This is a genomic window from Streptomyces sp. AK08-02, assembly GCF_033795085.1.
Lineage (GTDB): Bacteria > Actinomycetota > Actinomycetes > Streptomycetales > Streptomycetaceae > Streptomyces > Streptomyces echiniscabiei.
In genome coordinates, this window is sequence record NZ_JARAZV010000005.1 from 242,713 (window position 1) to 268,533 (window position 25,821).

The following is a 25,821-nucleotide window of genomic DNA, read 5'->3' on the forward strand; positions in this document are numbered from 1 at the left end:
TCGACATGTGGAGCGTGAATCCGCCCTGGAAAAAGGGGGTGTGACGGTTTTTCAGCCTAGAAATACCGGGAAGTGCTCCCTTGAGCGATTCGCTCTCCCAGGTGACAACTCGATCCCGTATCCGGATACGCCGGGGCGGGCAGCTCTGCCAGGGCTCGGACTAGGCCTCGACGCGGTTCGCCGAGCGCAGTCGCGCGAAGCTACGGGCCAGCAGTCGGGACACGTGCATCTGGGAGACGCCCAGTTCCGCGCTGATCTGCGACTGGGTGAGGTTGCTGTAGTAACGCAGCAGGAGGATGCGCTGTTCGCGTTCCGGGAGCTGGACCAGGAGGTGGCGGACCAGGTCGCGGTGCTCCACGCCGTCCAGCGCGGGGTCCTCGTAGCCGAGGCGGTCGACCAGGCCGGGCAGGCCGTCGCCCTCCTGGGCGGCCTCCAGGGAGGTCGCGTGGTACGAGCGGCCGGCCTCGATGCAGGACAGCACGTCCTCCTCGCTGATGCGCAGTCGCTCGGCGATCTCGGCGGTCGTCGGGGTGCGTCCGAAGGCCGTTGTCAGGTCCTCGGTCGCCCCGTTGACCTGCACCCACAACTCGTGCAGCCGGCGCGGTACGTGGACCGTGCGGACGTTGTCCCGGAAGTACCGCTTGATCTCGCCGATGACGGTCGGCATCGCGAACGTGGGGAACTGCACGCCCCGGTCGGGGTCGAACCGGTCGATGGCGTTGATCAGCCCGATGGTGCCGACCTGGACGACGTCCTCCATGGGCTCGTTGCGGGAGCGGAAGCGGGCGGCCGCGTAGCGCACGAGCGGGATGTTCGCCTCGATGAGCGCCCCCCGTACGCGGTTGTGCTCCGGCGTACCGGGATCCAGCATCTTGAGCTGGCCGAAGAGCACCTGGGTGAGTGCCCGGGTGTCAGCGCCCCGGCTCCGCTGGGGAGCGGGCTCCTGAGGTGCGATGTCCTGGACGGGGGCTTCTTGGGCGGGGGCTTCCTGGGGTGGCGCAGTACTGGCCGACACGGTCAACGCCACCTCTTCATCGGTCGAACTAATCGGTCGAACTAATCGGTCGAACTCATCGGTCAAACTCAACGGTCAACTCATCCGTCAAAAGCGGTCATAGCATCACAAGACATGTGCACTGTGTGCAAGCACCCCATAACACCGTGTTGACGGATGGTTGATGCGCAAGACGCAGAAAAGCCCCACATCGTTCCGGTGTGGGGCGGTCCGTGCGGCCGTATGGACAGGCCTCGTTGGTCAGACCTCGTAGTCGGCGATCACCCATGTGGCGAACTCGCGCCACTGTCCGGCGGCCGCCTGGTGGGACGGGTGTTCGAGGTACCGCTTCAGCGCGTCCAGGTCGTCGACGGCCGAGTTGATCGCGAAGTCGTAGGCGATGGGGCGGTCGGTGATGTTCCAGGCGCACTCCCAGAAGCGGAGTTCGTCGATCTGGCCGGACAGGGCACGGAAGGCCTCGGCACCCGCCACGACCCGCGGTTCGTCGCGTTCGACGCCCTCGTTGAGCTTGAAGAGGACCAGATGGCGGATCACATGTACTCCTCGGCTGTTACTTGGCGCCGTCGGCGACCCAGGTCATGAAGTCACCTATGGCACTGGCCGCGTTCGAGATTCCTTCGAACGCTATCTGGACGTAGTCGGCCGCCTTCGACGGGTCCGTGATGATCACGTACAGCACGAAGACCACGACTGCGTAGACGGCGAGCTTCTTCGAATTCACCGCCACGGCGGCCTCCCCCTCAGACCCGACCAGAACCGACCGCACGACACCCGACCGATGTCGCACGAAAGGCCCCGCCGTTCGGCGAGGCCTTTCTACAGCGGTAGCGGAGGGATTTGAACCCTCGGTGACTTGCGCCACACTCGCTTTCGAGGCGAGCTCCTTCGGCCGCTCGGACACGCTACCGAGGGAGACCTTACAGCAAGGTGTGGCGTGCTCCGAAATCCGTTTTCGTCAGCGGCCGTCGCGGAAGAAGGTGGTGAGGAGGCCGGCGCAGTCGTCCGCGAGGACGCCGGCGATCACCTCGGGGCGGTGGTTGAGGCGACGGTCGCGAACGACGTCCCAGAGGGAGCCGGCCGCGCCCGCCTTCTCGTCGCGGGCGCCGTAGACCACGCGGTCCACACGGGACTGCACGAGGGCGCCCGCGCACATCGTGCAGGGCTCCAGCGTCACGACGAGCGTGCAGCCGGAGAGCCGCCACTCGCCGAGTCCCGCCGCGGCCCGCCGGACCGCGAGGATCTCCGCGTGCGCGGTCGGATCGCCCGTCGCCTCGCGCTCGTTGTGCCCGGTCGCGAGCACCGTCGTGCCGTCGGCGGCCAGGACGACGGCGCCCACGGGGACGTCGCCGCCCAGGACGGCCCGCTCGGCCTCGGCCAGGGCGAGCCGCATCGCGGCCCGCCAGGGATCCCGTACGGGGTCGGGTGACCCCTTGCCGATCAGGCCCTCCTCGCTCAGCGCACCGTCTCCAGGACCTCCGCCGCTCCCAGGGCCTCGGCGATCGCGCCCAGCGCGTCGTCGGCGTCCAGGGCGCGGAGGTCCTTCTCGCCGACGCCGAGGTCGTCGAGGATCTCCGGGTCCCCTACGGGGCCGTGCGGTACCGCTTCGGCGGACGTACCGGCCTCCTCGTCGTCTTCGTCGGTGTCCGGATCGGCGTCCGACTCACCGTCCTCGGTGCCGTCGAGGTCGAGGGCGTCGAGATCCGGCTCGTCGGTGTCCGGATCGCGGCCGAGCAGCTCGGCCGTGAGCAGAATCTCGCCGTACGAACTACGGGCAGCGGCGGCGGCGTCCGAGACGTAGATACGGGGGTCGTCCTCGCCGTCGATGCGGACGACGCCGAACCAGGCGTCCTCCTGCTCGATGAGCACCAGCACCGTGTCGTCCTCGGGGGAGGCTTCACGGGCCAGTTCGGCCAGGTCCGACAGGGTTTCCACGTCGTCGAGCTCTTTGTCGCTCGCTTCCCACCCGTCTTCGGTGCGCGCGAGCAGTGCGGCGAAGTACACCGTGACTCTCCCACTGGTCCTAGGCGTGCCGGGCGGGGGCCCTCCCGGCGGAGTTCGTGGGCGGGGAACGCTGTGAGCCGAGGCCCGCCCACTCGGCATCGTGGCAGAAACGGAGCGTTCAGGGGACGTCTTCGGCACCCTGTGTCCGGCTCTTTTGATCGCTGGTGGACCGAGTCGTTCAGCAGCACTGTCGTCGCCGCCACCAGCGGATCGTAACCGGCCTCCCCCACGGCGCCCGCACGGCCACCCCCCAACGCGCCTGCTACCAGCGGAACGTGCGCATGCGCATGGCGTGGCGGAGGCGGGCGGTCTTGGCGCGGCGTGGCTGGACACGGTCGCGCAACTCGCGCGCCTCGGTCAGTTCGCGCAGGAAGACGGCCCGGCGCCGACGCCGTTCGGCCTCGGTTTCCGACGCCTTCTGGTCCCGTTCCCGGTCGGGTTCACGGTCAGGCATGGGCAGACACCCCCAGTCGGTGCGTCTCTCCCACCTTCCCTCCGCCGGGCGGTTTGATGCCACCGGAAGGGTGAGCGGGGAGCGGCGCCGCTGTACGGGGAACCGGAACCGCTGTAGTGGGAACCGGAACCGTCGCACGGGGGAGCAGAGCCGCTGTACGGGACCACGGCTACTGTTAGGGCCATGCGTCTCCACGTCGTCGACCACCCTCTGGTCGCCCACAAGCTCACCACGCTGCGCGACCAGCGCACCGACTCCGCGACCTTCCGCCGTCTCGCCGACGAGCTGGTCACCCTGCTCGCCTACGAGGCCACGCGCGACGTGCGTACCGAACAGGTCGACATCACGACGCCGGTCGCCTCGACCACGGGCGTCAAGCTGTCCTACCCGCGCCCGCTGGTGGTGCCGATCCTGCGGGCCGGTCTGGGCATGCTGGACGGCATGGTCCGGCTGCTGCCGACCGCCGAGGTGGGCTTCATGGGCATGGTGCGCGACGAGGAGACGCTCCAGGCGTCGACGTACGCCACCCGTATGCCGGAGGACCTCTCCGGGCGTCAGGTGTACGTCCTCGACCCGATGCTCGCCACCGGTGGCACCCTGGTCGCGGCGATCCGCGAGCTGATCAAGCGCGGCGCCGACGATGTGACAGCCGTGGTTCTGCTGGCCGCCCCGGAGGGCGTCGAGATCATGGAACGCGAGCTGGCGGGCACCCCGGTCACGGTCGTGACGGCCTCGGTGGACGAGCGCCTGAACGAGCACGGCTACATCGTCCCGGGCCTCGGCGACGCGGGCGACCGGCTGTACGGCGCGGCCGAGTAGCGGCGGCGCCCCGCACAGCCAGTAGTACGAGCAGCAGTACGAGCAGTTGTACGAGGCTCAGCGGTCAGCAGCTCTTCGGGCTGCTGGAGGGCGTCGGCGCCGGACCGGCCAGTGCGGCCAGGGCCTGGTCGGCGTCCTTCTTGCTGGTCAGGGCCGTGAAGGCGGTGCCGATGAGCAGGTCGACCTCGGTGGCCGACGCGCGTGCGTCGGTCTTCACCTGGGCGCCGGCGAGCTGGGTGCCGAGCACGGGCAGGGCGGCCTCGGTGGCCGACTTCGCGCCGAGCACCATGCCGATTCCGGCGATCTTCTTGTCGTAGGCCTTGGGCGCGTTGCCGACGTCGCCGATGCGGAAGCCGCGCTTGCGCAGTTCGTCCGCCGCCTGCTTGGCGAGGCCGCTGCGGGGCGTGGCGTTCAGCACGTTGACGGTGATCCGGCCGGGCTCGGGCAGCGCTCTGACGGTCTTCGGCGTGGCCGGAGTCGTGGTGGGGTCGGCCTTCGTCCCGCAGTCCGACTTGGGTCCCGCGGCCGTGGCCTTGCTGCCGCCGCCGGTGAAGACGTCGATGAGCTGCAAGGTGCCCCAGCCGATCAGGCCGAGGGCGACGACGGAGGCCACGAGTCCGAACACGAACTTGCGGCGTCCCCGGGGTCGGCGCATCCGCGGGTACTTGTCCCCCGTGATGCGGTACTGGCCGCCCATTCCGGGGGGAGTCAGCATGCTCATGGGCGCAGCGTAGTGCGCCCGGGCGGTGATGCCTACTAAATGATCATTGACCCGGCCGCAGTACTACCCGAAAGGGCCAATAAGCGTCGCGAGGACGGTCTGGACGGCCGTCAGTCCATTTCGAGGACGCGGGCGTGCAGCACCTGGCGTTGCTGGAGGGCCGCCCGGACCGCGCGGTGCAGACCGTCCTCCAGATACAGGTCGCCCTGCCACTTCACGACGTGCGCGAAGAGGTCGCCGTAGAACGTGGAGTCCTCGGCGAGCAGGGTTTCCAGGTCGAGCTGGCCCTTGGTCGTCACGAGCTGATCGAGGCGGACCGGGCGCGGCGCGACGTCCGCCCACTGCCGGGTGCTTTCCCGGCCGTGGTCGGGGTACGGCCGGCCGTTTCCGATGCGCTTGAAGATCACACGGAAAGCCTACCGGTCCAGACGTTCCGGGCGCAGCCATGGAGACGGAGTGCGACGCTGGAAAAGATGCTGTAAAGCGGGGCAAACCGGAAGAGGGACCCGACATGAGCGACAGCGAGAGCGTGTCATCGGCCACCACGGAGCCCATGCCCCCGGCAAACGCGCCCGACTCACCCCCACGCGCGCCCGGGGGCGCCCCCGCGCTCCCCCAGCCGGCCCTGGAGATCGCCGCCGGGTACGCCTTCACCGGCCCGGCCCTCGATCTGGGCGCCCTGCTGTGGGACGGAACGTGCCTCCCGGACGCCCAGATCCGTATCCCGCTCCCCATGCTCAACCGGCACGGTCTGGTCGCGGGGGCCACCGGCACCGGCAAGACGAAGACACTCCAGCTGATCGCCGAACAGCTCAGCGCCCAAGGTGTGCCCGTTTTCCTGGCCGATGTGAAGGGTGACGTGTCCGGCATCTCCGCGCCGGGGCAGACGGTGGGGGACGGGCAGGCGAACGAGCGCGTCGCCGCCCGGGCCGCCGAGGTGCACCAGAAGTGGACGGCGACCGGCTTCCCCGCCGAGTTCTACGCGCTCGGCGGTCTCGGCCACGGCATCCCGGTGCGGGCCACGATCACCAGTTTCGGCCCGGTGCTGCTGTCCAAGGTGCTCCAGCTCAACCAGACCCAGGAGCAGTCGCTCGGCCTGGTCTTCCACTACGCCGACCAGAAAGGGCTGGAACTGGTCGACCTGAAGGACCTGCGGGCCGTCGTCGCGTTCCTCACCTCCGACGAGGGCAGGCCCGAGCTGAGGAACATCGGCGGGCTGTCGACGGCCACGGCCGGGGTGATCCTGCGTTCCCTCACCGCCTTCGAGGCGCAGGGCATGGCGGACTTCTTCGGCGAACCGGAGTTCGACACGGCGGAGCTGCTGCGCACGGCCCCGGACGGCCGGGGCGTGGTCTCGGTGCTCGAACTGCCCGCCGTCCAGGACCGGCCGCAGCTCTTCTCGACCTTCCTGATGTGGCTCCTGGCCGACCTCTTCCACGACCTCCCCGAGGTCGGCGACGCCGACAAGCCCAAGCTCGTCTTCTTCTTCGACGAGGCGCATCTGCTCTTCAAGGACGCGTCGAAGGCGTTCCTGGACGCGATCACACAGACCGTCCGGCTCATCCGCTCCAAGGGGGTGGGCGTGTTCTTCGTGACGCAGACCCCGCGAGACGTGCCCGCCGACGTCCTCGCCCAGCTCGGCAACCGGGTCCAGCACGCGCTGCGCGCCTTCACCCCGGACGACCAGAAGGCCCTCAGGGCCACGGTGCAGACCTTCCCGAACTCGGCATACGACCTGGAGGAGCTGCTCACCGGCCTCGGGACGGGTGAGGCGGTGGTCACCGTCCTGAGCGAGAAAGGCGCCCCGACCCCGGTCGCCGCGACCCGCCTGCGCGCGCCCGAGTCCCTGATGGGCCCCGTCGACGCGGCCGTTCTCGACCAGGCGGTCAGGTCCTCACGGCTCTACGACCGTTACGCACAGGCTGTGGACAGAGAGTCGGCCTACGAGAAACTGACAGCCGCTCAGACCCCCGGCGGGGCCGGTGGAGGTGTTGGAGGCGGTGGAGCCAAGGGCCCGGACGAGATGAGGCCGACCGAGCCCACCAGGTCCAGCCGGTCCAGCCGGTCCGAAGAACCGAGGGAGTCGACGGGATCGGGGGAGGGCGTCTCTGTCGTCCAACAGGTGGTGGGCAGCGGCATGTTCAAGTCCCTGGCCCGTTCCCTGGGCACCCAGATCGGCCGGGAGATCACCCGCTCGCTCTTCGGTACGGCACGGCGGAGGCGGTAGCCCACCGGGGCCCCGCCCCCGCCGCCCGGTCAGCGGCCCCGCTTCTCCGGGGGCCGCTGCCGCTCGGCTTCCTTCATCTGCGGTTTCGGTGTGTTGCGGGCGGCCTCGGCGCGCAGAAGGGCGCGCAGGACCGCGTAGGGATCGATCGCCATGTCGGTGTTCCTTGTCCCGTGTGGCGTACTGGGTGGGCTGGGCGTACTGACTGATGGACCGGGGCGGCCGGTGCTGTCAGCAGCGCAGGACCACCGAGCGCGGGGCGGGAGTGGGCCGTGGCGGTACGGGGAGCGGGTGGGCCGTCCGCGCCGGTGCGTGCCGTGCCGCCGGCGGGCCGGGCACGGGGCGTAGGGCTACGACGCCGCGGTGGCCGTACCTGGCCGACGGGCGCAGGGCGCTGTCGTGGACGTCGTGCTCGGCGGCCGTACCGCTCGACACGACCGACTCGGCCGCTCCGCAGTGCGCCGCCGTCCCCGGCACGAGCAGGGCGAGCAGCAGGACGACGACCCGGAGCCAGGCGGTCCGGCGCACGGCGTACGAGGCGTACGGGGTGCGCGCGGCGGGGCTCATGGGAGGTGATCTCCCCGCCGCACGGACGGGGCTGATCCTCCCGGGCCCGAGATCCGCTCACTCGGCCTACCGGCGGGAGGCAGGTGACGCGGGCGCCTACTTGCCGGCGGCCTTCGCCGCCTTCGCCGCGGCCTTCGTCTCCTGCTTGTGGGCGCGCACCTTGACCAGGGACTCCGGGCCGGTGATGTCGGCGACGGAGCGGAAGGACTTCGGCTCGCCGTAGGCACCGGCGGCCTCACGCCAGCCCTTGGGCTGCACGCCGAGCTGCTTGCCGAGCAGGGCCAGGAAGATCTGGGCCTTCTGTTTGCCGAAGCCCGGCAGGTCGCCGAGGCGCTTGAGCAGTTCCTGCCCGGTCGTCACGTCCCGCCAGACGCCCTCGGCGTCGCCCTCGTAGTGCTCGACGAGGTACTGGCAGAGCTGCTGGACCCGCTTGGCCATCGAGCCGGGGTACCGGTGCACGGCCGGCTTGTCGGAGAGGAGCGCGGCGAACGCCTCGGGGTCGTACGCCGCGATCTCGTGCGCGTCGAGGTCGTCGGCGCCCATTCGCCGGGCGATGGTCGCCGGTCCCCTGAACGCCCACTCCATCGGCACCTGCTGGTCGAGCAGCATTCCGGTCAGCGCGGCGAGCGCACTGCGGCCGAGGAGCGCGTCGGCCTCGGGGTCCTGGGCGAGGTGGAGAGTGACGTCCATGGGTCGATCATGCCTCGATCGCGGCGGGGGTGCCCTACGGCCGCCAGTACCCCAGCCCGTGCACCCGCTGCTTCGGCAGCCCCGCCTCCTTGCGGAAGTAGCTCGTCAGGGCCCGGGTCGTGGCCGTGTCGCAGGCGATCCACACGTACGGGTCGGCGGTGCGCGTCAGGAGGTCCGGGAAGGCCGAGCGGACCTCGGCGACCAGCTGGGCGCCCGCGTCCCGGCGCGGCACCGGGCGGACGTCGTGCCGGCCGGGGGTGGTGCGGAAGGGGTAGCCGCCGGTTCCGTGGTCCGACTCGAACCAGATCGTCGCCGGGGTCGAACCGAACGCTTCCAGCAGGGAGTTGAGCGCGGGCAGCGACGCCGGGTCGCCGATCGCGAAGACGTGCGAGGGGTCCGGCTCCGGCCGGGTGAAGCCGGTGCCCTGGACCGTCGCCTCGATGGTGTCGCCGGGCTTCGCCGCCCGCGCCCAGTCGCTGGCGCATCCCTCGTGGAGCGCGAATTCGAGGCTGAACGTGCCCGCCCCGAGGTCCGGATCGACCAGTGTGTACGCCCGCTGGTGCGGCTTGCCCGCGTTGTCGAACCAGAGCCGGACCCACATCGTGGGGTGGACGCCGGTGGCCGAAAGCATGCCCCCGTCGGTGAGCCGGAGGCGCCGATAGTGCGGGGTGACGTCCTCGGCGCCCGTCACGGTGAAGACGAAGTCCTTGCCTCGGAAGAGCTTGAGGACCGCGCCCTCCCAGCCGCGACGCCCGTGGCCGTGGCCTTGGCTCTGTTCCTGCCGGTTCTGCTGCCCCTGCCCCTGCGTCACGACTTCTCCGCCCCTCGCGTACGATTCCGGCACAACTTACTTAGGTAAGGCTAACCTAATGCACAGTTTCGGACCTGGTGAGGATACGGATATGGCCACCGAGATCTACCGCGACGCCTGGGGGATCCCGCACCTGCGGGCGAGCGACGCGCTCGAACTCGCCCGTGGCCAGGGCCGCGTCACCGCCCTCGACCGGGCCTGGCAGCTGGAGGTCGAGCGCCACCGCGCTCAGGGCACCTCGGCCGCGTTCCTCGGCGTCGAGGCGGTCGGCTGGGACGTGTTCGCCAGACGCGCCCGCCTCGACGACACCGCGAGACACTGCTACGCCACCCTGGAGAGACGGGACCCCGAAACCGCCGCCTGGGTGCGCGCGTACACGGACGGTGTCAACGCCGGGCTGGGAGAAGGGGCGCGCCTGGCACCCGAGTTCGCCGCGACCGGCCTGGCACCCGGGCGCTGGGAGCCCTGGACCCCGCTCGGTGTGTGGCTGGCCACGCACATCCTGTTCGCCGGCTTCCCGGCCAAGCTCTGGCGTGAACAGGTCGTCGCGCATCTCGGCGCCGACGCCGTCGCCCTGTTCGCCACCGACGGACCCGGCACTTCCGGCAGCAACGGCTGGCTGGTGAGCAGCGAACGCTCGGTCACCGGACTCCCGTTGATCGCCGGCGACCCGCACCGCTACATCGAGGATCCCGGCGTCTACCAGCAAGTCCGGCTCTCCTGCCCGGAGTTCGACGTCGTCGGGTTCGCCGTCCCGGGTGTTCCCGGCATCGCCCACTTCGGCCACACCGGCACGGCGGCCTGGGCCATCACCAACGCCATGGCCGACTACCAGGACCTGTACGAGGAGCGAATCCGCCGGGTGGGTAGGGCAGTTGAGGCCCTCGATCCCGACGGGCGGTGGCGGCCGGCTCAGGTGCTCCGGGAAGTGGTCGAGGTCGCGGGCGGGGAGTCCGTCGAGGTCGAGGTGATCGAGACCGGGCGGGGGCCGGTGGTGATCGGCGGCCCCGATGACGGTCGTACGGAGACCATCAGCCTGCGCCACCCGCCCCGCGTCACCGGCGACCTCGGCTTCTCCGCCCTTCTCCCCCTTCTTCGCGCCCGTCGCGTGGCCGACATCGACCGGGCCCTCGACCTGTGGGCCGAGCCCGTCAACGTCGTCCATGCCGCCGATACCGAGGGCGGCCTGCTGCACCGGGTCGCGGGCCACGTCCCCGTACGCGCCGAGGTCAACCGGACCCGGCTCGCGCGGGCCTGGGAACCCGGTCACGAATGGCACGGCCGACACGAGACGCCGTACGGCAGCGTCGACGACGGCCTCGCCGTGATGGCCAACCAGCGCGGCCCGTCGGCCCCCCTCGGCGTCGAGTTCGCACCGCCCCACCGGGCGGCCCGGATCCGCGCCCTCCTTGAAGAGAGGGAGAAATGGTCGGCGGCCGAGCTGACGGCCGTCCACATGGACACCCACCTCGCCTCCGCCCGCCCGCTCCTCGACCTCCTCGCCGGCCTCGACGGTCTGACGGCCGAGGAGGCCGGGCTTCGCGACCGGCTTCTGCGCTGGGACCGCCGGATGGACGCCGACAGCACGGACGCGGCGTCGTACGCGGCCCTGCGCTCCGCCGTCGTACGCCGCCTCGCGGCCCACCCCGCCTTCGCGGCACTGGCCGTCCCACCCGCGTACCCCGAGGTCTTCCGCCCCTGGCTCGCGCTGCTCCCCCGGATCGCCTTCGCGCTCGAAGGGCTCCTGGGAACAGAGGAGTTGTACGGGATCGACCGCGCCGCCCTCGTCGGGGAAGCCGTCACCGAGGTGGCCGCCGAGCCGACGACCGGGACCGCGACCTGGGGCGAGCGTCACCGGCCGGCCCCCTGGCGGGCACTGCCCACCACCCCGCACTCCGCCGACGCCGAACCCGGGCTCTCCGGCGACCACGACTGTGTGCTCTGCACCTCCTCCGTTCCCGGTCTGACCGACCTCAGCGCGCGTGGGCCCGCCGCTCGGTACGTCTGGGATCTGGCCCGGCGCGAGGACAGCCTCTGGGTGGTGCCCCTCGGAGCCTCCGGCGTTCCCGGCTCCGCCCACAACCGCGATCAACTCCCCTTGTGGACAAGGGGAGACCTCGTCCCGGTCGTCACCGACTGGACGCGGCTCACGAAGGAGAACCGACAGCCGGCCGACATCACGAGCGCTGAGCCGTACGCGGCCCGGGCCGCCCTGCACGAGCGGGTGGTCGACGGGTTCGGTGCCGTGCGCGTGCTGCGGCTCGACCCCGTCGCCGACGCCGGCGTGGTGCACGGCTGGGTGAGCGGGCAGGAGGCCGGGTTCTGGGGCATGAACGGGCTCACGGAGGAACAGGTCGCCGAGATCTACGGCCACTTGGACACCCTCGACACCCATCACGCCTACCTGCTGGTGAAGGACGGTACGGCGGTCGGGCTGCTCCAGACGTACGAGCCCGAGGCCGACCGGGTGGGCGAGTGCTACCCCGTCGAGCCCGGCGACATCGGCGTACATCTGCTGCTCGCGCCCGTCGGCGCGGAGGGCGGGAGCCCCGGGTGGTCCGGTGCGCTGATGGGGGTGCTGGCGGAGTTCGTGCTGGTCAGGCTCGGGCGGCGGCGGGTCGTGGTCGATCCCGATGTGGCGAACGAGAAGGCCGTCGCCCGCTTCCTGCGGCAGGGGTTCGTGCCCGGGCCCGTCGTCGTCCTGCCCGAGATCGACCTGCCGGACGTGTACCTGCCGGAGAAGCGCGCCCAACTGGCTTTTCTGCGCCGGGAGGTAGCTTTTCCCGGGTGACCAAGACCTCAGGACACCAGACCTCAGGACACCAGACCCCAGGACATCCGACGCCCGCCGATCTGATCGCCCACTACGGTCTGGAGCCGATCCCGCGTGAGGGCGGGCTCTTCCGGCGTACGTGGGCGGGGACCGAACGGGCCGACGGGCGGCCGGAGGGCTCGGCGATCGTCGCCCTGCTGACCGCCGAGCCCGGTGACTTCTCCGCGCTGCACCGGCTGCCGTCGGACGAGGTCTGGCACTTCTACCTCGGCGATCCCCTCGAACTGCTGCTCCTCGCACCGGACGGCACCTCCCGGACGGTCGTGCTCGGGCCCGGCCTCCTGAACGGGCAGGAGCCCCAGTTCACCGTGGACGCCGGCACCTGGATGGGCGCGCGGGTCGTCGAGGGCGGCGCGTGGACGTTCTTCGGGTGCACGATGGCGCCCGGGTTCACCTACGAGGGCTACGAGCACGGGGACGCCGTCGAACTGGCCGCGCGATATCCGGCCGAGGCGGCTCGCATCGGGGCACTGTGTCGGCCATGAGTTCATCCACTTCGTCATCGACGAGGTCACCCGTGCCGTCGTCCACGCAGCCGTCCGAGCGGTCGGCCATCAGTTCCGCGGGTCTTCTCGCCGGGCAGGTCGCGCTGGTGACGGGGGCCGGTGGCGGGATCGGGCGCGGGATCGCCGCGCGGTTCGCGGCGGAGGGTGCCGCTGTCGCCCTGCACTGCCGGGCGTCGGACGAGGGTGCCCGTGCGGTGGCCGCGCGGATCGAGCGGTCGGGCGGGCGAGCCGTCGTACTGCGGGGCGATCTCACCGTCGAGGACGAGTGCCGGCGTGTGGTGCGGGAGGCCGCCGAGTGGGGCGGCGGGCGGCTCGACGCGCTGGTCAACAACGCGGGCGTGCAACCCGTGCAGGAACTGGCCGGGATGACGGTCGCCGACTGGCGGGCGGTCGTCGACTCGAACGTCCTCAGCGTCTTCGCCTGCACGCAGGCCGCGGCGGAGATCATGCGGGAGCAGGCGGCCGAGGGTGAGGACAGGGGCGGGAGCGTCACGCACATCGCCTCCATCGAGGCCGCGCACCCGGCGCCCGGTCACGCCCACTACTGCGCCTCGAAGGCGGCGGTCGTGGCGCACGCCCGGTCGGCGGCTCTCGAATACGGGCCGTACGGGATCCGCGTCAACACCGTCTCGCCCGGGCTCGTCGACCGGGAAGGGCTGGCCGACGACTGGCCCGAGGGGGTACGGCGATGGCAACAGGCGGCGCCCGTACGGAGGTTGGGCCGGCCCGAGGACATCGGCGACGCGTGCGTGTTCCTCGCCTCCCGGCTGGCGTCCTGGGTCAGCGGGCACGACCTGGTGGTGGACGGAGGGGTGTCCGCCCGCCCCACGTGGTGAAGACCACGGCGAATCCGGTTCCGGTGGGGTGAGCGGGGCACCAGGATCGTCCGTACGTATACGAGAGCCGAAAAGTCCCGAAGACGGAGAAGCTACGTGGGCCGACTGCGGAACCAAGGGCGCGACGACCGACGAGCCGGCGGAGGCGAGCGCACGGAGACCGGCCGGCGAACGGTCGAACGGACCGTCGGGCGGACCGTCGGGCGGACGGGCGGTCGGGCGGTCGGGTGGACGGGCGGCCCGGCAGGCGCACGGAACGTCCGGGGCGTTCAGCGGGCGGTGCTGATGGGCGCCATGCTCGTGCTGCTCCTCCTCGTCGGCGGGGCCGGTACCGCGTCCGCGCACGCCGCTCTCCGTGGCACCGATCCCCGGGACGGGAGCGTCCTCGACTCCGCGCCCCGCCAGGTCACCCTGAACTTCACCGAGTCCGTCGGCCTGCTCGACGACTCCTTCCGCGTCTTCGACCCCGACGGCCGGCGCGTGAACATCGGTGAGGCCAAGCATGTGGAGGGCCGTTCCGACGGAGCGCGCGTCAGCCTCCCCAAGGGCCTCGGCAAGGGCACGTTCACCGTCGCCTGGCGGGTCGTCTCGGCGGACAGCCACCCCATCTCGGGCGCCTTCACCTTCTCCATCGGGGAGCGCTCCGCGACCCCGACCGTGGTCGACACCGGCCCCACCGAGAACGCGGCCACGAGCGCCCTCTACGACATCTTCCGCTACCTCGCGTACGCGGCTCTGGCCCTGCTGGTCGGCACCGTCGTCTTCGTTCTCGTCTGCCGGCCGCCCGGCACGGGCCCCCTGCGCAGACTGGTCCTGACGGGCTGGTGGACCCTCCTGGTGACCACCGTCGTCCTGCTTCTGCTGCGTGGCCCCTACGAGGCCGGCACCGGACCCGCCGGTGCCTTCGACCTGTCGGCCCTGGAACGGACCGTGACCAGCAGGCCCGGCCTGGCACTTCTGGCCCGGCTCGCCCTGCTGGCCGCAACAGCCGTACTGCTGGCGGTAGTCGTACGCCGTCGGCGGCACGCCGAGGGAGAGTCGGGCGGCGAGTCGGGTGGCGACCGGGCGCGGTCGGTGCTCCTCGCCGGCGGGGGTGTGCTCGCGCTCGGTCTCACGCTGACGTGGGCCGCCGCCGAGCACGCGTCGGCCGGTATCCAGGTGCCGGTGGCGATGACGTCCTCGGTGCTGCATCTGCTCGCCATGGCCGCGTGGCTCGGCGGTCTCGCGGCCCTGCTCACCCTCCTCCAGGCGGAGGAGCCGCTCCCGGCGTCCACCGTCGGCCGTTTCTCCCGGCTTGCCTTCGCCTCCGTGGCCGTCCTGACCGTCACCGGCGTCTACCAGTCCTGGCGTGGCCTCGGCTCCTGGGACGCGATCACCGGTACGGAGTACGGACGGATCCTGATCGCCAAGGTGTGCGCGGTGGCGTTGCTGCTGGTGGCGGCCGGGTTCTCGCGCCGGTGGACAGGCCAGCTGTCGGCACCGGAGGCGGCGGAGGTGGCGGAGGCGGTCGCCGCGGCGAAGGTCGAGGCAAAGGCCGAGGTCAAGGACAGGGACAAGGTCAGGGTCGAGGCGAAGGTCATGGAACGGGTGCCGGAGACCGTCGGCGGTCCGGCGGCGCGGCCCGGTGAGAGCGACGCACCGGGCGACCTGCCCCCGGCCGACACGCCCTCCCTTTCCGCCTCCTACCGTCGGCGGCTCCGCCGTTCCGTGCTGGCCGAAGTGGCCATCGGGATCGCGGTGTTGGTGATCACGACCGTCCTGACGACCACCCTCCCCGGCCGGGCCGCGGCCGAGGCGGCGGAGGCCGCCAAGGACGCTCCGACGCCCGGGGTGATCAGCGCGTCCACGACGACGATCCCCTTCGACGTGGGCACACCGGGCGGACACGGCAAGGTGCAGGTCACGCTCGAACCGGGCCGGGTCGGCGAGAACAGCGTGGAGGCCGTCGTGTTCGGCCCCGACGGCGGCTTCGCGGTCGTCCCCGAACTCCGCATCTCCTTCTCGCTCCCCAGCAAGGAGATCGGCCCCCTCAACGCCGAAGTCACCGACCTGGGCGGCTACTGGGGCACCAACACCCTCAACCTTCCGATCGCCGGCACCTGGACCATGAAGGTCACCATCCGGACCTCCGACGTGGATCAGGTGAGCGTGTCGCGGAAGGTACGGATCGGCGGCTGAGCCGGGTTCGGTTCCGGACTCGGATCGCTCACCTCACCCTGAACCTCAACCAGCCTGCTGGGCAAGGCGGTCGGCGAGAGTGGCGACCGACGCGAGGAGCTCGGCGGGTGGGCGGGCCAGGTCCACCGGGTGGGTGGTGAGGGTGATGCCGGCGTTGCGGATCGGGTGGGGGACGGGGGCGTCGCCCTGCTGGGCCGCGTAGACGAGGTGGCCGTGCGGGAGTGCCAACGCCGTGCAGTAGCTGAGCAGTTGGTACATGTGCTCGTGGGGCGGCGGTCCGGCGCCGAGGTCACGGTACTTGGCGTCGACGACGGTGAGCGGGCTCCCGGCGCGGTAGAGGACCAGGTCGGGGATGATCCGGACGCGGGAGCCCAGGTCCAGGTGGTGGCGCCGGTCCTGGCGCTGGACCCGTATCCGGTGGGGACGCAGGGCGGCGGTCAGGGTGTCGGTGAGGAACCGTTCGAAGACCCGGGCCAGGTCGAGGACGAAGCCGTCGGTCACCACGGGGGTGGGGCCGTGCGGGGTGAGGGTGCGGTCGGTGAGGACCAGCTCCGCCAGGCGCAGGGCGGGCGCGTAACGGGAGTTGAGGCGGGTCGGCGTCCAGGCAGGGAGCGGAGTGCCGGGGCGCAGGGGGGAGACCTCGGGAAGGCGGCCTGCCAGGTGACGCAGGGTGCGGCGGGTCGCCTCCGCGACGCCGGGGAGACGCTCCAGGCGGTGGAGCGCGGCCAGCAGGACGCGGTTCTCCGCGATGTCGGCGGTGAAGTCGTCGTAGCGGACGGCCACAGGGAGCGGCAGCCCCGTCCGGCGCAACTGGTCGGCGACCCGGATCCGGCCGCGTACGACGGGGAGTTCGTCGTCGGTGACGCGGTAGCCGTGCAGGACGCCGGGGTCGAGGGCGCGACGGGCGGCGCGGGCGTAGGCGTCGGCGAGGGCGGGAAGCAGGGCGTCGTCGGATGCGGACGCGGTGACCGGCTGGTCCTGCCAGGGGGTGCCCGGGGCGTGGGTGATGAGGAACAGCAGCTGGGAGACGGGGAGTTTGGGGCGGATATGGAGTTCGACCGTGCCGTCGCCGCGTCCGAGGCGGACCATGCCGACGCGCTGGCGCCCCGAGACACGCCAGCGTCCGCTCGCGACCGGCGTGAGCCGGACGAGGTCCGGCCGGGCCGCGAGGGTGGCGACCTGGGCGGGGTGCAGGGTGACCGGGACACCCCGGCCGGTCTCGGTGAGGGAGATGGGGTCCAGGGAGATGAGGTCTGCCGTGGCCACCGGGTCACTCCGGGGTGGGGAACGGGGCGGGAAGCGGCGCGGGCAAGGAGGAGGGAGGGGAGGCGGGCAGGGAGGCGATGAGGGCGTCGAGCCCGTACTCCTCTTCCACGTCGACGCCCGTCCCGTACAGCTGGTCCTCCAGAAGGGGCAGGATCTGGGTGCTCCAGATCAGCTCCAGGCCGTCGGGATCGGCGGCGTGCCGGTTCATCAGGTATGACGGTCCGATCGCCCTGTCCGGGTCGGCGAGGCGGGAGTTGAGGGCGTCGAGGAGTGCGGCCGGGCGGTCGGGCAGGCCTTGGCGATCCAGCCAGCGGCGCAGCAGACCGGCGACGGGCGGGCTGTCCGGGGAGAGCCGGCGGAAGGCGAAACGGCGGCGCATGGCCGCGTCCACGAGGGCGACGGAACGGTCGGCGGTGTTCATCGTGCCGATGATGTAGACGTTCTTGGGCAGGTCGAACTCCTGCTCCGGCGAGTACTGGGTGATGATCGGTTCCTCCCGGTACTCCAGCAGGAAGTACAGCTCGCCGAAGACCTTGGCGAGGTTGGCCCGGTTGATCTCGTCGATGACCAGCACATAAGGGTTGGCCGGGTCCTGCCGGGCCCGGTCCACGAGCAGTTTGAACGGCCCCGGCACCACCTCGAAGGCCACGGTGCCGCCGTCGCCCCTGACCGGGCGGAACCCCTCGAAGAAGTCCTCGTAGGTGTACGACGGGTGGAACTGCACCAGCCGTGTGCGGTCGGGGCCGGCCACGTGCTGGGCGAGGCGGCGGGCCAGGAAGGTCTTTCCGGTGCCGGGCGGGCCGTACAGGATGATCTGCCGCATCCGCTCCAGCTGGCGTGCGGTGTCCCGCAACCAGCCGACAGGCATGAGGAGTTCGCCGGCGAGGTCGTCGCCGACCGGCGGCAGCTCGATCGGGCGGGTCACGTCGACCTTGAGCAGTTCCTCCTCGACGGAGTCGGTCAGGCCGGCGGCCTCGGCGAGTTCGGCGGCGACCGTGCTGATGTCGTAGACGGTGGGCGGGCGTTGGAGCTGGGTCTGTACCTGCTCGGGGAGCAGGGCGCGGGGCAGGAGGCGGGGTGCCCACTTCACCTGGCGGCGCCGGGCGCGGTCGAGGCCGTCGGAGGGGTCGTACAGGGCGGGCCCCTCGACCGTGCCGACATACACCTCGTCGGGGGTGACGGTGACGACGACGTCTCCCGGCTTCATCTGGTTGAGGAACAGGTGAAGTTGGCCTGCCGCCTGGCCGCGAACCTGTGCGGTGGCGTCCGGCATGGCCTGGGAGACGGCTTGCTGGATCGCCGGTCTGGTGGCGCCCGCGGGAATCTCGGGCATCTCGCTGAAGGACGTCGAACAGTAGCCGTGGGCCAGCCAGTCCGGCACGAAGTTCTGTCCGGCGACGTTGGAACCCCTTACCAGCCAGCCCTGTTGACCGACCTGCGACGCTCCTTTGCGCCAGTGGCCGAGCCAGGGTTCGGCGAAGAAGTTCACCTGGTCGTCCGACTCCTCCTGCAGCAGGGTGCGCAGGGCGAGGAGGTCGCGGTCGTCGTCGCCGGTGGGGTTCGGGAGACGGTCGCCGTAGCCGGTCAGGATGCGCCGCTTGCTCTGGCTGCTGGCGATGGGGAGAAAGGTCTCCGGGAACAGCAGCGCCTGGAGTACGTGAACCTGGGCGCGGGCCTTGTTGTGTCCCATGGCGGTGAGCACCGCCCGGCACTCGTCCCGGAAACGCCACGGGCCGGTCAGCAGCTGCTCCCTTTCCGTGGGAGTTCGCGCCGCCAGCTGCTCCACCAGGAGCACGAGGAACTGGAACTGCGCCCAGCGGTAGTTGAGGAAGGCCTGGCCGCCGTTGATGAATCCGGTGAGCGCGGCGTCGAGTCTGGGCGGTATGGCGATGTCCCGATGGGCCCAGGAGAGAACCTCGTTCAGGATCTCCCGCTTCCTGGGCAGGCCGATCTGCTCCGGCTTCAGCGGTACGAGGTTCACGTAGAGGAGTTCGGCGGCGAGGACGATCGTCGCGTGGGGTGCTCCGGCCAACTGCCGTTCCAGTTTCACCAGGAAGGTGTCGGCGGACTGGTCCGGCTGGTCGACGAACCTGCGCCGTAGGTCGACCGCGGTGTCGTACGTCCAGATCTTCAGCCCCGGGACGAAGGCGGAGGCGCCGCCGCTCAGTCCGTCCCGCAGGACGCGCTGCACCGCCCCGATGGCGGGAGCTCGGTCAACTGCCGTGCCGGATATGCGCGTTCGCGCCCCACGCTGCTCGATCACGTCCGATGTCCCCCAGTTCGTCCTGGCCTCGCGTCGCTCATCGTAGGCGCCGACGCGGAACCGCACGGCCGGGACGACCGGATGAACCAGGGGCGCGGTCGCCGTAGCCCGTACGGCTGTGTGTCGACTCGCCGTGTCGAGGAGCGGAACGAGGCTGCCGGGGAGGGAAGAGGTCGGCCGGACCCCCTTCCGGAGGAGTCGGACTGTAATAGCCGATACCGACTTATGGATATTACCGGCCGTACGGGAGCTGATTGCGACGTACACACAGATGGGGAAGCCGGCGCGGAACCAGGGGGCGGGAATCCGTGGACGGGGTCGCAGGAGTATCGGCCAGGAGGGCCTGAGACGCACCCCGGGGAGAAGCCTGTCGAGCGGGGGGCACGCTGCCCTCGCCCGGAGCGGCGGGGCGAGGCGGGGCGGGGGCGGGCTGCGCGCGGCAGAGGGGCGCCCGGGTGTTCGACGACCACCGGATCACCGTGACGCCGCCGAGGCGACCGGCGGGATCGGCGGTGGTGCCTTGCCGCCTGGGGCGGGGAACGGGCCGGGCGGCGAAGGGGCGCTGCCCGGGCGTGGCCGTGGGTCGCGCGGGCGCCCTGGGGGCGGGTTGGGGTCGTGGTCGGGGTGCTGCTGAGGTGATCGGCGGGATCGGTGGGATTGGTGGGGTGTCGCGTGGCCGTTCGGGGCGGGGAAGGGCTCGGGTGGCCAGGGAACGCCGCCATGGCAAAGGCGAGGGCCGTGCGGGCGTCCGTGTGCGGCCGGGGGGTGTGGTCGGGGTGGGCGTCGGCCGGGTGTGAAGGCGATGGTGGGCGGGCGGTGGATGGCGTCCGGTGAACCGGGGGCCGGGCGGGCGGGGTCCGTGACCGGTTCCGGGGCTCTGTGCGTGCCGGGAACGCCTCGGAGGTGGGCGTGCTCGATCGGGGTGGGGTCCTGGTGTGATCGCTCGCATGATCGGCGCCTATGTCGTTTCCGGGCCGGTCCGTCCGTCTTGGTCGAAAGGTTGGCGTTCGTCGGGGCGGGGTCGGGGCCGTTCGGCCGGACGGCTGAGGCAGGGGTTTGCGTCGGCTGTTTGCCATCTATCTGTTAGCAAAGCTTCACGTGCTGGTGTCCATCACGTTTCAGGAACGTCGGACTCCGCCTCTTGACGAGGGGCCGAACAAGGGGCTGTTATTGCCGCCACGATGTTCGGTCAAGTTGATTTCTGGTCGATTTAGATCAGCATGGACCCAGCGTAGTCGTGACCTTGCTCCCCGTTTCGGGGGGTCTGTCCTCAGGAGTCGTCATGCACCACACACCCTCCGGTCTGTCCGTCCCGGGTCCGAGCCGCCGCACCCTGCTGCGCGGCGTCGGCGGCGCGGCGGCGCTCGGCGCCGCCGTTCCGCTGCTGAGCGCCTGCGGCGGCAGCGACTCGGGTTCCGACGCGAAGACCGTCACCCTCGGCTCGAACTCTTCGGACGCCGTTCCGAAGAAGGCCTTCGCCGAGATCTACGCGGCGTTCACGAAGAAGACCGGCATCAAGGTCGACGTGAACACCAAGGACCACAACACGTTCCAGGAGCAGATCAACTCCTACCTCCAGGGCACCCCGGACGACGTGTTCACCTGGTTCGCCGGCTACCGCATGCAGTTCTTCGCGGGCAAGGGCCTGGCCAGCCCGATCGACGACGTGTGGCAGAAGATCGGGGGCAACTTCCCCGACGCGATGAAGCAGCTCAGCAAGGGCGCGGACGGCAAGTACTACTTCGTGCCGCTGTACACGTACCCGTGGGCGATGTTCTACCGCAAGAGCGTCTTCAAGGAGCACGGCTACGAGGTGCCCACCACCTGGGCGCAGTTCATCGCGCTGTGCAAGCAGATGAAGAAGGACGGTCTGGTCCCGATCGCCTTCGGCGACAAGGACGCCTGGCCCGCCCTCGGCACCTTCGACCAGATCAACTTCCGTACCAACGGCTACGACTTCCACGTCGAGCTGATGGCCGGAAAGGCATCCTGGACCGACGCGAAGGTTCGCGCCACGTTCGACAACTGGGCCGAAATTCTCCCCTACAGCCAGGAGGGATCGACCGGTCGTACCTGGCAGGACGCGGCCCAGACCCTCGTCTCGAAGAAGGCCGGCATGTATCTGCTGGGCACCTTCGTGGGCCAGCAGTTCACGAACGCGACCGACGCGGCGGACCTCGACTTCTTCGCGTTCCCGGAGATCGACCCCTCCTTCGGGCAGGACACGGTCGAGGCGCCGACCGACGGCTTCATGCTCTCCAAGTCGCCGAAGAACAAGGCCGGTTCGGTCCAGCTGCTGGAGTACCTCGGCACTCCGGAGGCCGAGCAGATCTACCTCAAGGCCGACCCGAACGTCGTCGCCGCCTCCAGCAACGCCGACACCGCCTCGTACAGCGCCCTGCAGAAGAAGGCGTACGCGATGATCAGCGGCGCCAAGAACCTCACCCAGTTCATGGACCGCGACAGCCGGCCCGACTTCACCTCCACGGTGATGCAGCCCGCGCTGCAGAAGTTCATCCGCGATCCCAAGGGCATCGACAGCCTGCTCTCGTCCATCGAGCGCCAGAAGAAGACGATCTTCGCCTCCTCATGAGCGACTCCGACTCGATTCCCGTGATCCCGGGGGCGGCCGACGTGCCGCCTCCGGGGGGTACCCGCACCCCCTCGTCCCCGGCGAGCCGCAAGCCGCCCTACGGTCACCGCAGGCTGCTGACCCGCCGGGACAGGATCACCCTCGGCTTCATGGCGGGCCTGCCGACCTTCCTGCACATCGCCCTTGTCTGGGTGACGGCCTTCGCCTCGGTCGCGCTGGCCTTCACCACCTGGGACGGCATCGGCTTCGACTCCATCAAGTGGGTCGGGCTGCAGAACTTCCGTGAACTCTTCGACAGCAACCCGCAGTTCTGGCCGGCCGTCCAGCACAACGTCATCTGGTTCGTCGTCCTGATCCTGATCCCGACCCCGCTGGGCCTGTTCCTTGCCGTGCAGCTGGACAAGAACATCCGCTTCACGCGGGTCTACCAGACGGCGTTCTTCCTGCCGGTCGTGGTGTCGCTGGCGGTGACCGGGTTCGTCTGGCAGCTGGTCTACAACCCGGACACGGGCCTGATCAACAGCCTGATCGGCGCCAACAAGCCCGGCCACTACATCGACTGGATCGGTGACCCGGACCTCAACCTGTGGGCCATCCTGGTGGCCGCCTGCTGGCGCCACACCGGCTACATGATGATCCTCTACCTGGCCGGCCTCAAGGGCGTCGACCCGTCCCTGCGCGAGGCGTCCTCGCTGGACGGCGCCAACGAGTGGCAGACGTTCAAGAACGTCATCTTCCCGACCCTGCGCCCCACCAACACCATCGTCCTGGTCGTCACGATCATCGAATCGCTGCGCGCCTTCGACCTGGTCTTCGTCTTCAACAAGGGCGCCCAGGGCACCGAACTGCTGTCGATCCTGATCACCAACAACATCATCGGCGAGTCCAGCCGCATCGGATACGGCTCGGCGATCGCCGTGGTCCTGCTGGTCATCTCCCTCGTCGTGATCATCCCGTATCTGATCAGCACCTTCCGGAAGGAGCGGCGGGCATGAGCGCTCCCACCCTGGCCGCGCGGCGACCCGCGAACGGGCCCGCGAAAGTGCGCGCCCCCATCCGCCCCGCCCGCGTGGTCCTGCACGTGTTCCTCATCAGCATGTCGCTGGCGTGGATCGCACCCCTGCTGTGGGCGATGTACGCGGCCCTGCGCCCGTACGCCGAGACCAGCAACAAGGGCTATGTGTCCTGGCCCGACAAGCTGAGCTTCGCCAACTTCAGCAACGCGTTCACGCAGTCGGACATGCTGCACTACTTCGGGAACACGCTGCTCATCGCTGTCCCGGCGGTGCTGCTGACGCTGTTCCTGTCGTCGATGGTCGCCTTCTACGTCAGCCGCTTCGACTTCCGCATCAACCTGTTCCTGCTGCTGGTCTTCACGGCCGGCAACCTGCTCCCGCAGCAGGTCATCATCACCCCGCTCTACCGCATGTACCTGCTCATCGACCTGCCCGGGATCACCGCGTCCGGCAAGCTGTACGACTCCGCGCTCGGCCTCGTCCTCATCCACATCGCGTTCCAGTCGGGCTTCTGCGCGTTCGTCCTCGCCAACTACATGCGGATGCTCCCGCACGAACTGACCGAGGCCGCCCTCGTCGACGGCGCGTCGGTGTGGCGGATGTACTGGCAGATCGTGCTGCCGCTGTGCCGCCCGGCGATGGCCGCCCTGGGCACCCTGCTGTCCATCTGGATCTACAACGACTTCTTCTGGGCCATCGTGCTCATCTCCACCGGCGAGAACATGCCGATCACCTCGGCCCTCAACAACCTCTCCGGCCAGTACTTCACCGACCCCAACCTGGTCGCCGCAGGCGCCCTGCTGACCGCGATCCCCACCCTGATCGTGTACTTCGCACTCCAGCGCCAGTTCGTCAGCGGTCTCACCCTGGGCGCCAACAAGGGCTGAGGCTCGCCTCTCCGCGAGTCTCCGCGAGAAAACAGGAAGTTGACCGATGAAGCGCGAACTCGCTGTCCCCGGTATCGCGTACGGGGGCGACTACAACCCCGAGCAGTGGCCCGAGGAGGTCTGGGCCGAGGACATGCGCCTCATGCGCGAGGCCGGGGTGACCATGGTCAGCGTCGGCATCTTCTCCTGGGCGCTGCTCGAACCGGCGGAGGGCGTCTATGACTTCGCCCGCATGGACCGTCTCCTCGACCTCCTCCACGAGAACGGCATCGCCGCCGACCTCGCGACCCCGACAGCCGCCCCGCCCGCCTGGTTCTTCCGCGCCCACCCCGACGCACTCCCCGTGGACAAGGACGGACGGCGACTGTCGTACGGCAGCCGCCAGACGTTCTGCTCCTCCAGCCCCGCCTACCGCGAGGCCGCCCTGCGGATCACACGTGCGCTGGCCGAGCGGTACGCGCACCACCCCGCGGTCGCCATGTGGCACGTCCACAACGAGTACGGCTGCCACAACCCCGCCTGCTACTGCGACCAGAGCGCGGAGTCCTTCCGCCGCTGGCTGCGAGCACGCTACGGAGATGACCTGGCGGCACTCAACGACGCCTGGGGCACCACCTTCTGGAGCCAGTGGTACTACGACTGGGCCGAGATCATCCCGCCCCGCGCGACCGGCGCCGTCCCCAACCCCACCCACCAACTCGACTGGCGCCGCTTCTGCAGCGACGAGCTGCTGTCCCTGTACAAGGCGGAGAGGGACGTGCTGAGAGCGGCGGCACCCGCCACTCCCGCCACCACCAACTTCATGGTGATGTACAACTTCGACGCCCTCGACTACTGGCGCTGGGCACCGGAGCTTGACGTCGTGGCGAACGACCACTACCTCCGCTCGACCGACCCCGAGTCGGAGATCGACATCGCACTGAGCGGCGATCTCATGCGGTCGCTCGCGGGCGGGCCCTGGTTCCTGATGGAGCACTCCACGGGCGCCGTCAACTGGCAGCCGGTCAACAGGGCGAAGACAGCGGGGGAGTTGCGCCGCAACGCCCTCGCGCACGTCGCCCACGGCGCGGACGGTATCGCGTACTTCCAGTGGCGGGCCGCGAAGGCGGGCGCGGAACAGTGGCACTCGGCGATGCTTCCGCACGCCGGCACGGACAGCCAGATCTGGCGAGACGTGGTGGAACTGGGCGCCGATCTACGGGCGTTGGCCGAGGTACGCGGCAGCACGGGCGCGGCTTCGGTGGCCATCGTCTGGGACTGGAACGCCCGTTGGGCACTGGAACTCCCCTCCCAGCCGAACGGCGAACTCCGCTTCCTGGACCTCGTACGGGACTGGTACGAGCCGCTGTGGCGGGCGGGCGTGGCGGTGGACTTCGTACGGCCGGACGCGGCACTGGACGGATACCGGCTGGTGCTGGCCCCCAGCCTCTACCTGGTCGACGACGAGGGCGCGGCGAACCTCACCGGCTTCGCGGAGCGCGGCGGCACCTTGGCCGTCGGCTTCCACAGCGGCGCCGTGGACGCCAACTGCCATGTACGGCTGGGTGGTTACCCCGGTGCGTTCCGGGAGACCCTCGGGGTGCGGGCGGACGAGCTGTTCCCCCTGCTGCCGGGCGAGGAAGTCGGGCTCGGCGGTGGCGGTACCGGGTCGCTGTGGTCGGAGCGGCTGCGGCTGGAGGGGCCGGGTGCGGAGGCGGTGCTGTCGTACACGGACGGTCCGTTGACCGGTGTCCCGGCGGTGACGCGCAACTCGCTCGGCACGGGCGCCGGTTGGTATCTGGCGACCCGGCCGGACGCGTCGACGCTGGGCGCGCTGCTCGCCCGTATGTGCGCGGAGGCGGGTGTCGAGGGGGTGCGGGAGACTCCGGCGGGGGTGGAGGCGGTGCTGCGGCGGGGCGCCGACGCGGACTTCCTGTTCCTCATCGACCACACGGGCGGCGGGGCCGAGGTCGCGGTGCCGGAGGGAGCGACCGAACTCCTCACCGGGGAGGCGCTGACCGGCGGATCGGTGCGGGTCGCGCCGGGTGGGGTGGCGGTCGTACGGGAGCCGAGGCCGTAGGGCGATCCGCCCTGCCGCCAACCGGCTTGCGCGAAGGCCCTCTTGATGAGGTGTCAGGTGGCTCATACCCTGCTCTCCTGGA

At 70.5% G+C, this 25,821-nt stretch carries 24 protein-coding genes and 1 tRNA gene; 10 read left to right on the forward strand and 15 right to left on the reverse strand.

Features of this window, described 5'->3' with window-relative positions; translation table 11 throughout:
- Positions 1-160: 160 nt before the first annotated feature.
- From PV734_RS12075 to PV734_RS12105, 7 genes are all read right to left on the reverse strand, one after another.
- Positions 161-1,027, reverse strand: coding sequence for an RNA polymerase sigma factor SigF (locus tag PV734_RS12075; RefSeq protein WP_319096540.1), 867 nt, complete (start codon positions 1,025-1,027; stop codon positions 161-163).
- A 228-nt stretch (positions 1,028-1,255) separates the two neighbouring features.
- Positions 1,256-1,549, reverse strand: coding sequence for a Dabb family protein (locus PV734_RS12080; RefSeq protein ID WP_319289446.1), 294 nt, complete (start codon positions 1,547-1,549; stop codon positions 1,256-1,258).
- A gap of 16 nt (positions 1,550-1,565) precedes the next feature.
- Positions 1,566-1,742 (reverse strand): hypothetical protein, encoded by a 177-nt coding sequence (locus PV734_RS12085; RefSeq protein WP_319096538.1) that lies wholly within the window; start codon positions 1,740-1,742, stop codon positions 1,566-1,568.
- A 95-nt stretch (positions 1,743-1,837) separates the two neighbouring features.
- Positions 1,838-1,922 (reverse strand) — tRNA-Ser (locus PV734_RS12090).
- Positions 1,923-1,970: 48 nt separating this feature from the next.
- Positions 1,971-2,405 (reverse strand): tRNA adenosine(34) deaminase TadA, encoded by a 435-nt coding sequence (tadA, locus tag PV734_RS12095; protein ID WP_319096537.1) that lies wholly within the window; start codon positions 2,403-2,405, stop codon positions 1,971-1,973.
- 62 nt (positions 2,406-2,467) lie between these two features.
- Entirely contained in the window at positions 2,468-3,016 is a 549-nt protein-coding gene (locus PV734_RS12100; protein WP_319096536.1) for a hypothetical protein, read from the reverse strand.
- A gap of 262 nt (positions 3,017-3,278) precedes the next feature.
- Positions 3,279-3,470 carry a hypothetical protein gene (locus PV734_RS12105; RefSeq protein ID WP_319096535.1) on the reverse strand — a complete coding sequence of 64 codons (192 nt, stop codon included), beginning with the start codon at positions 3,468-3,470 and terminating at the stop codon, positions 3,279-3,281.
- A 183-nt stretch (positions 3,471-3,653) separates the two neighbouring features.
- On the opposite strand from PV734_RS12105, the gene upp reads away from it, so the two are divergent.
- On the forward strand, positions 3,654-4,289 hold the full coding sequence (upp, locus tag PV734_RS12110) for a uracil phosphoribosyltransferase (RefSeq protein ID WP_319096534.1): 636 nt from the start codon (positions 3,654-3,656) through the stop codon (positions 4,287-4,289).
- Between the two features lie 64 nt (positions 4,290-4,353).
- Here upp and PV734_RS12115 read toward each other — a convergent pair whose 3' ends face one another.
- Together PV734_RS12115 and PV734_RS12120 are read right to left on the reverse strand one after the other, a co-directional pair.
- On the reverse strand, positions 4,354-5,010 hold the full coding sequence (locus PV734_RS12115; protein ID WP_319096533.1) for a LytR C-terminal domain-containing protein: 657 nt from the start codon (positions 5,008-5,010) through the stop codon (positions 4,354-4,356).
- Between the two features lie 110 nt (positions 5,011-5,120).
- Positions 5,121-5,417 carry a type II toxin-antitoxin system VapB family antitoxin gene (locus tag PV734_RS12120; RefSeq protein ID WP_006377352.1) on the reverse strand — a complete coding sequence of 99 codons (297 nt, stop codon included), beginning with the start codon at positions 5,415-5,417 and terminating at the stop codon, positions 5,121-5,123.
- A gap of 146 nt (positions 5,418-5,563) precedes the next feature.
- Between PV734_RS12120 and PV734_RS12125 the strand changes: the two genes are divergently transcribed.
- Positions 5,564-7,237 (forward strand): helicase HerA-like domain-containing protein, encoded by a 1,674-nt coding sequence (locus tag PV734_RS12125; RefSeq protein ID WP_319289577.1) that lies wholly within the window; start codon positions 5,564-5,566, stop codon positions 7,235-7,237.
- Positions 7,238-7,266: 29 nt separating this feature from the next.
- On the opposite strand, the gene PV734_RS12130 is transcribed toward PV734_RS12125, so the two are convergent.
- The 4 genes from PV734_RS12130 to PV734_RS12145 form a co-directional block, all read right to left on the reverse strand.
- Entirely contained in the window at positions 7,267-7,389 is a 123-nt protein-coding gene (locus PV734_RS12130; RefSeq protein ID WP_319096532.1) for a hypothetical protein, read from the reverse strand.
- A 76-nt stretch (positions 7,390-7,465) separates the two neighbouring features.
- Positions 7,466-7,801 (reverse strand): hypothetical protein, encoded by a 336-nt coding sequence (locus PV734_RS12135; protein WP_319289447.1) that lies wholly within the window; start codon positions 7,799-7,801, stop codon positions 7,466-7,468.
- 96 nt (positions 7,802-7,897) lie between these two features.
- Positions 7,898-8,491, reverse strand: coding sequence for an HhH-GPD-type base excision DNA repair protein (locus tag PV734_RS12140; RefSeq protein ID WP_319289448.1), 594 nt, complete (start codon positions 8,489-8,491; stop codon positions 7,898-7,900).
- A 34-nt stretch (positions 8,492-8,525) separates the two neighbouring features.
- Entirely contained in the window at positions 8,526-9,302 is a 777-nt protein-coding gene (locus tag PV734_RS12145) for a siderophore-interacting protein (RefSeq protein ID WP_319289449.1), read from the reverse strand.
- A 91-nt stretch (positions 9,303-9,393) separates the two neighbouring features.
- Between PV734_RS12145 and PV734_RS12150 the strand changes: the two genes are divergently transcribed.
- The 4 genes from PV734_RS12150 to PV734_RS12165 all read left to right on the forward strand — a co-directional run bounded on the left by PV734_RS12150 (position 9,394) and on the right by PV734_RS12165 (position 15,655).
- Entirely contained in the window at positions 9,394-12,093 is a 2,700-nt protein-coding gene (locus PV734_RS12150) for a GNAT family N-acetyltransferase (protein ID WP_319289450.1), read from the forward strand.
- A complete protein-coding gene (locus PV734_RS12155) occupies positions 12,090-12,620 on the forward strand; it encodes a cupin domain-containing protein (RefSeq protein WP_319096525.1) in 531 nt (176 codons plus the stop codon). The genes PV734_RS12150 and PV734_RS12155 overlap by 4 nt, the downstream gene beginning before the upstream one ends.
- Positions 12,617-13,477, forward strand: a complete 861-nt coding sequence (locus PV734_RS12160) for a glucose 1-dehydrogenase (RefSeq protein ID WP_319289451.1) — start codon at positions 12,617-12,619, stop codon at positions 13,475-13,477. The genes PV734_RS12155 and PV734_RS12160 overlap by 4 nt, the downstream gene beginning before the upstream one ends.
- Positions 13,478-13,756: 279 nt before the next feature.
- Positions 13,757-15,655, forward strand: coding sequence for a copper resistance CopC/CopD family protein (locus tag PV734_RS12165; RefSeq protein WP_319096653.1), 1,899 nt, complete (start codon positions 13,757-13,759; stop codon positions 15,653-15,655).
- A 45-nt stretch (positions 15,656-15,700) separates the two neighbouring features.
- On the opposite strand, the gene PV734_RS12170 is transcribed toward PV734_RS12165, so the two are convergent.
- Together PV734_RS12170 and PV734_RS12175 are read right to left on the reverse strand one after the other, a co-directional pair.
- Positions 15,701-16,921: a 5-methylcytosine restriction system specificity protein McrC gene (locus tag PV734_RS12170; RefSeq protein ID WP_319096523.1), complete on the reverse strand. Its 1,221-nt coding sequence runs from the start codon at positions 16,919-16,921 to the stop codon at positions 15,701-15,703.
- A 4-nt stretch (positions 16,922-16,925) separates the two neighbouring features.
- Positions 16,926-19,184: an AAA family ATPase gene (locus PV734_RS12175; protein WP_319289452.1), complete on the reverse strand. Its 2,259-nt coding sequence runs from the start codon at positions 19,182-19,184 to the stop codon at positions 16,926-16,928.
- 1,282 nt (positions 19,185-20,466) lie between these two features.
- Between PV734_RS12175 and PV734_RS12180 the strand changes: the two genes are divergently transcribed.
- From PV734_RS12180 to PV734_RS12195, 4 genes are read left to right on the forward strand one after another with little or no spacing between them, the layout of a single operon-like run.
- A complete protein-coding gene (locus tag PV734_RS12180; RefSeq protein WP_319096520.1) occupies positions 20,467-21,777 on the forward strand; it encodes an ABC transporter substrate-binding protein in 1,311 nt (436 codons plus the stop codon).
- Entirely contained in the window at positions 21,774-22,772 is a 999-nt protein-coding gene (locus tag PV734_RS12185) for a sugar ABC transporter permease (protein WP_319096519.1), read from the forward strand. The genes PV734_RS12180 and PV734_RS12185 overlap by 4 nt, the downstream gene beginning before the upstream one ends.
- Positions 22,769-23,680, forward strand: a complete 912-nt coding sequence (locus tag PV734_RS12190) for a carbohydrate ABC transporter permease (RefSeq protein ID WP_319096518.1) — start codon at positions 22,769-22,771, stop codon at positions 23,678-23,680. The genes PV734_RS12185 and PV734_RS12190 overlap by 4 nt, the downstream gene beginning before the upstream one ends.
- A 46-nt stretch (positions 23,681-23,726) precedes the next feature.
- Positions 23,727-25,739: a beta-galactosidase gene (locus PV734_RS12195; protein ID WP_319289453.1), complete on the forward strand. Its 2,013-nt coding sequence runs from the start codon at positions 23,727-23,729 to the stop codon at positions 25,737-25,739.
- Positions 25,740-25,821: the final 82 nt, after the last annotated feature.

Coding starts and splice junctions, on each gene's coding strand:
- tadA (WP_319096537.1), bottom strand. CDS start 2,405: ATGCGGCTCGCCCTGGCCGAGGCCGAGCGGGCCGTCCTGGGCGGCGAC.
- PV734_RS12105 (WP_319096535.1), bottom strand. CDS start 3,470: ATGCCTGACCGTGAACCCGACCGGGAACGGGACCAGAAGGCGTCGGAA.
- upp (WP_319096534.1), top strand. CDS start 3,654: ATGCGTCTCCACGTCGTCGACCACCCTCTGGTCGCCCACAAGCTCACC.
- PV734_RS12115 (WP_319096533.1), bottom strand. CDS start 5,010: ATGAGCATGCTGACTCCCCCCGGAATGGGCGGCCAGTACCGCATCACG.
- PV734_RS12125 (WP_319289577.1), top strand. CDS start 5,564: ATGCCCCCGGCAAACGCGCCCGACTCACCCCCACGCGCGCCCGGGGGC.
- PV734_RS12130 (WP_319096532.1), bottom strand. CDS start 7,389: ATGGCGATCGATCCCTACGCGGTCCTGCGCGCCCTTCTGCGCGCCGAG.
- PV734_RS12135 (WP_319289447.1), bottom strand. CDS start 7,801: ATGAGCCCCGCCGCGCGCACCCCGTACGCCTCGTACGCCGTGCGCCGG.
- PV734_RS12140 (WP_319289448.1), bottom strand. CDS start 8,491: ATGGACGTCACTCTCCACCTCGCCCAGGACCCCGAGGCCGACGCGCTC.
- PV734_RS12150 (WP_319289450.1), top strand. CDS start 9,394: ATGGCCACCGAGATCTACCGCGACGCCTGGGGGATCCCGCACCTGCGG.
- PV734_RS12160 (WP_319289451.1), top strand. CDS start 12,617: ATGAGTTCATCCACTTCGTCATCGACGAGGTCACCCGTGCCGTCGTCC.
- PV734_RS12180 (WP_319096520.1), top strand. CDS start 20,467: ATGCACCACACACCCTCCGGTCTGTCCGTCCCGGGTCCGAGCCGCCGC.
- PV734_RS12185 (WP_319096519.1), top strand. CDS start 21,774: ATGAGCGACTCCGACTCGATTCCCGTGATCCCGGGGGCGGCCGACGTG.
- PV734_RS12190 (WP_319096518.1), top strand. CDS start 22,769: ATGAGCGCTCCCACCCTGGCCGCGCGGCGACCCGCGAACGGGCCCGCG.
- PV734_RS12195 (WP_319289453.1), top strand. CDS start 23,727: ATGAAGCGCGAACTCGCTGTCCCCGGTATCGCGTACGGGGGCGACTAC.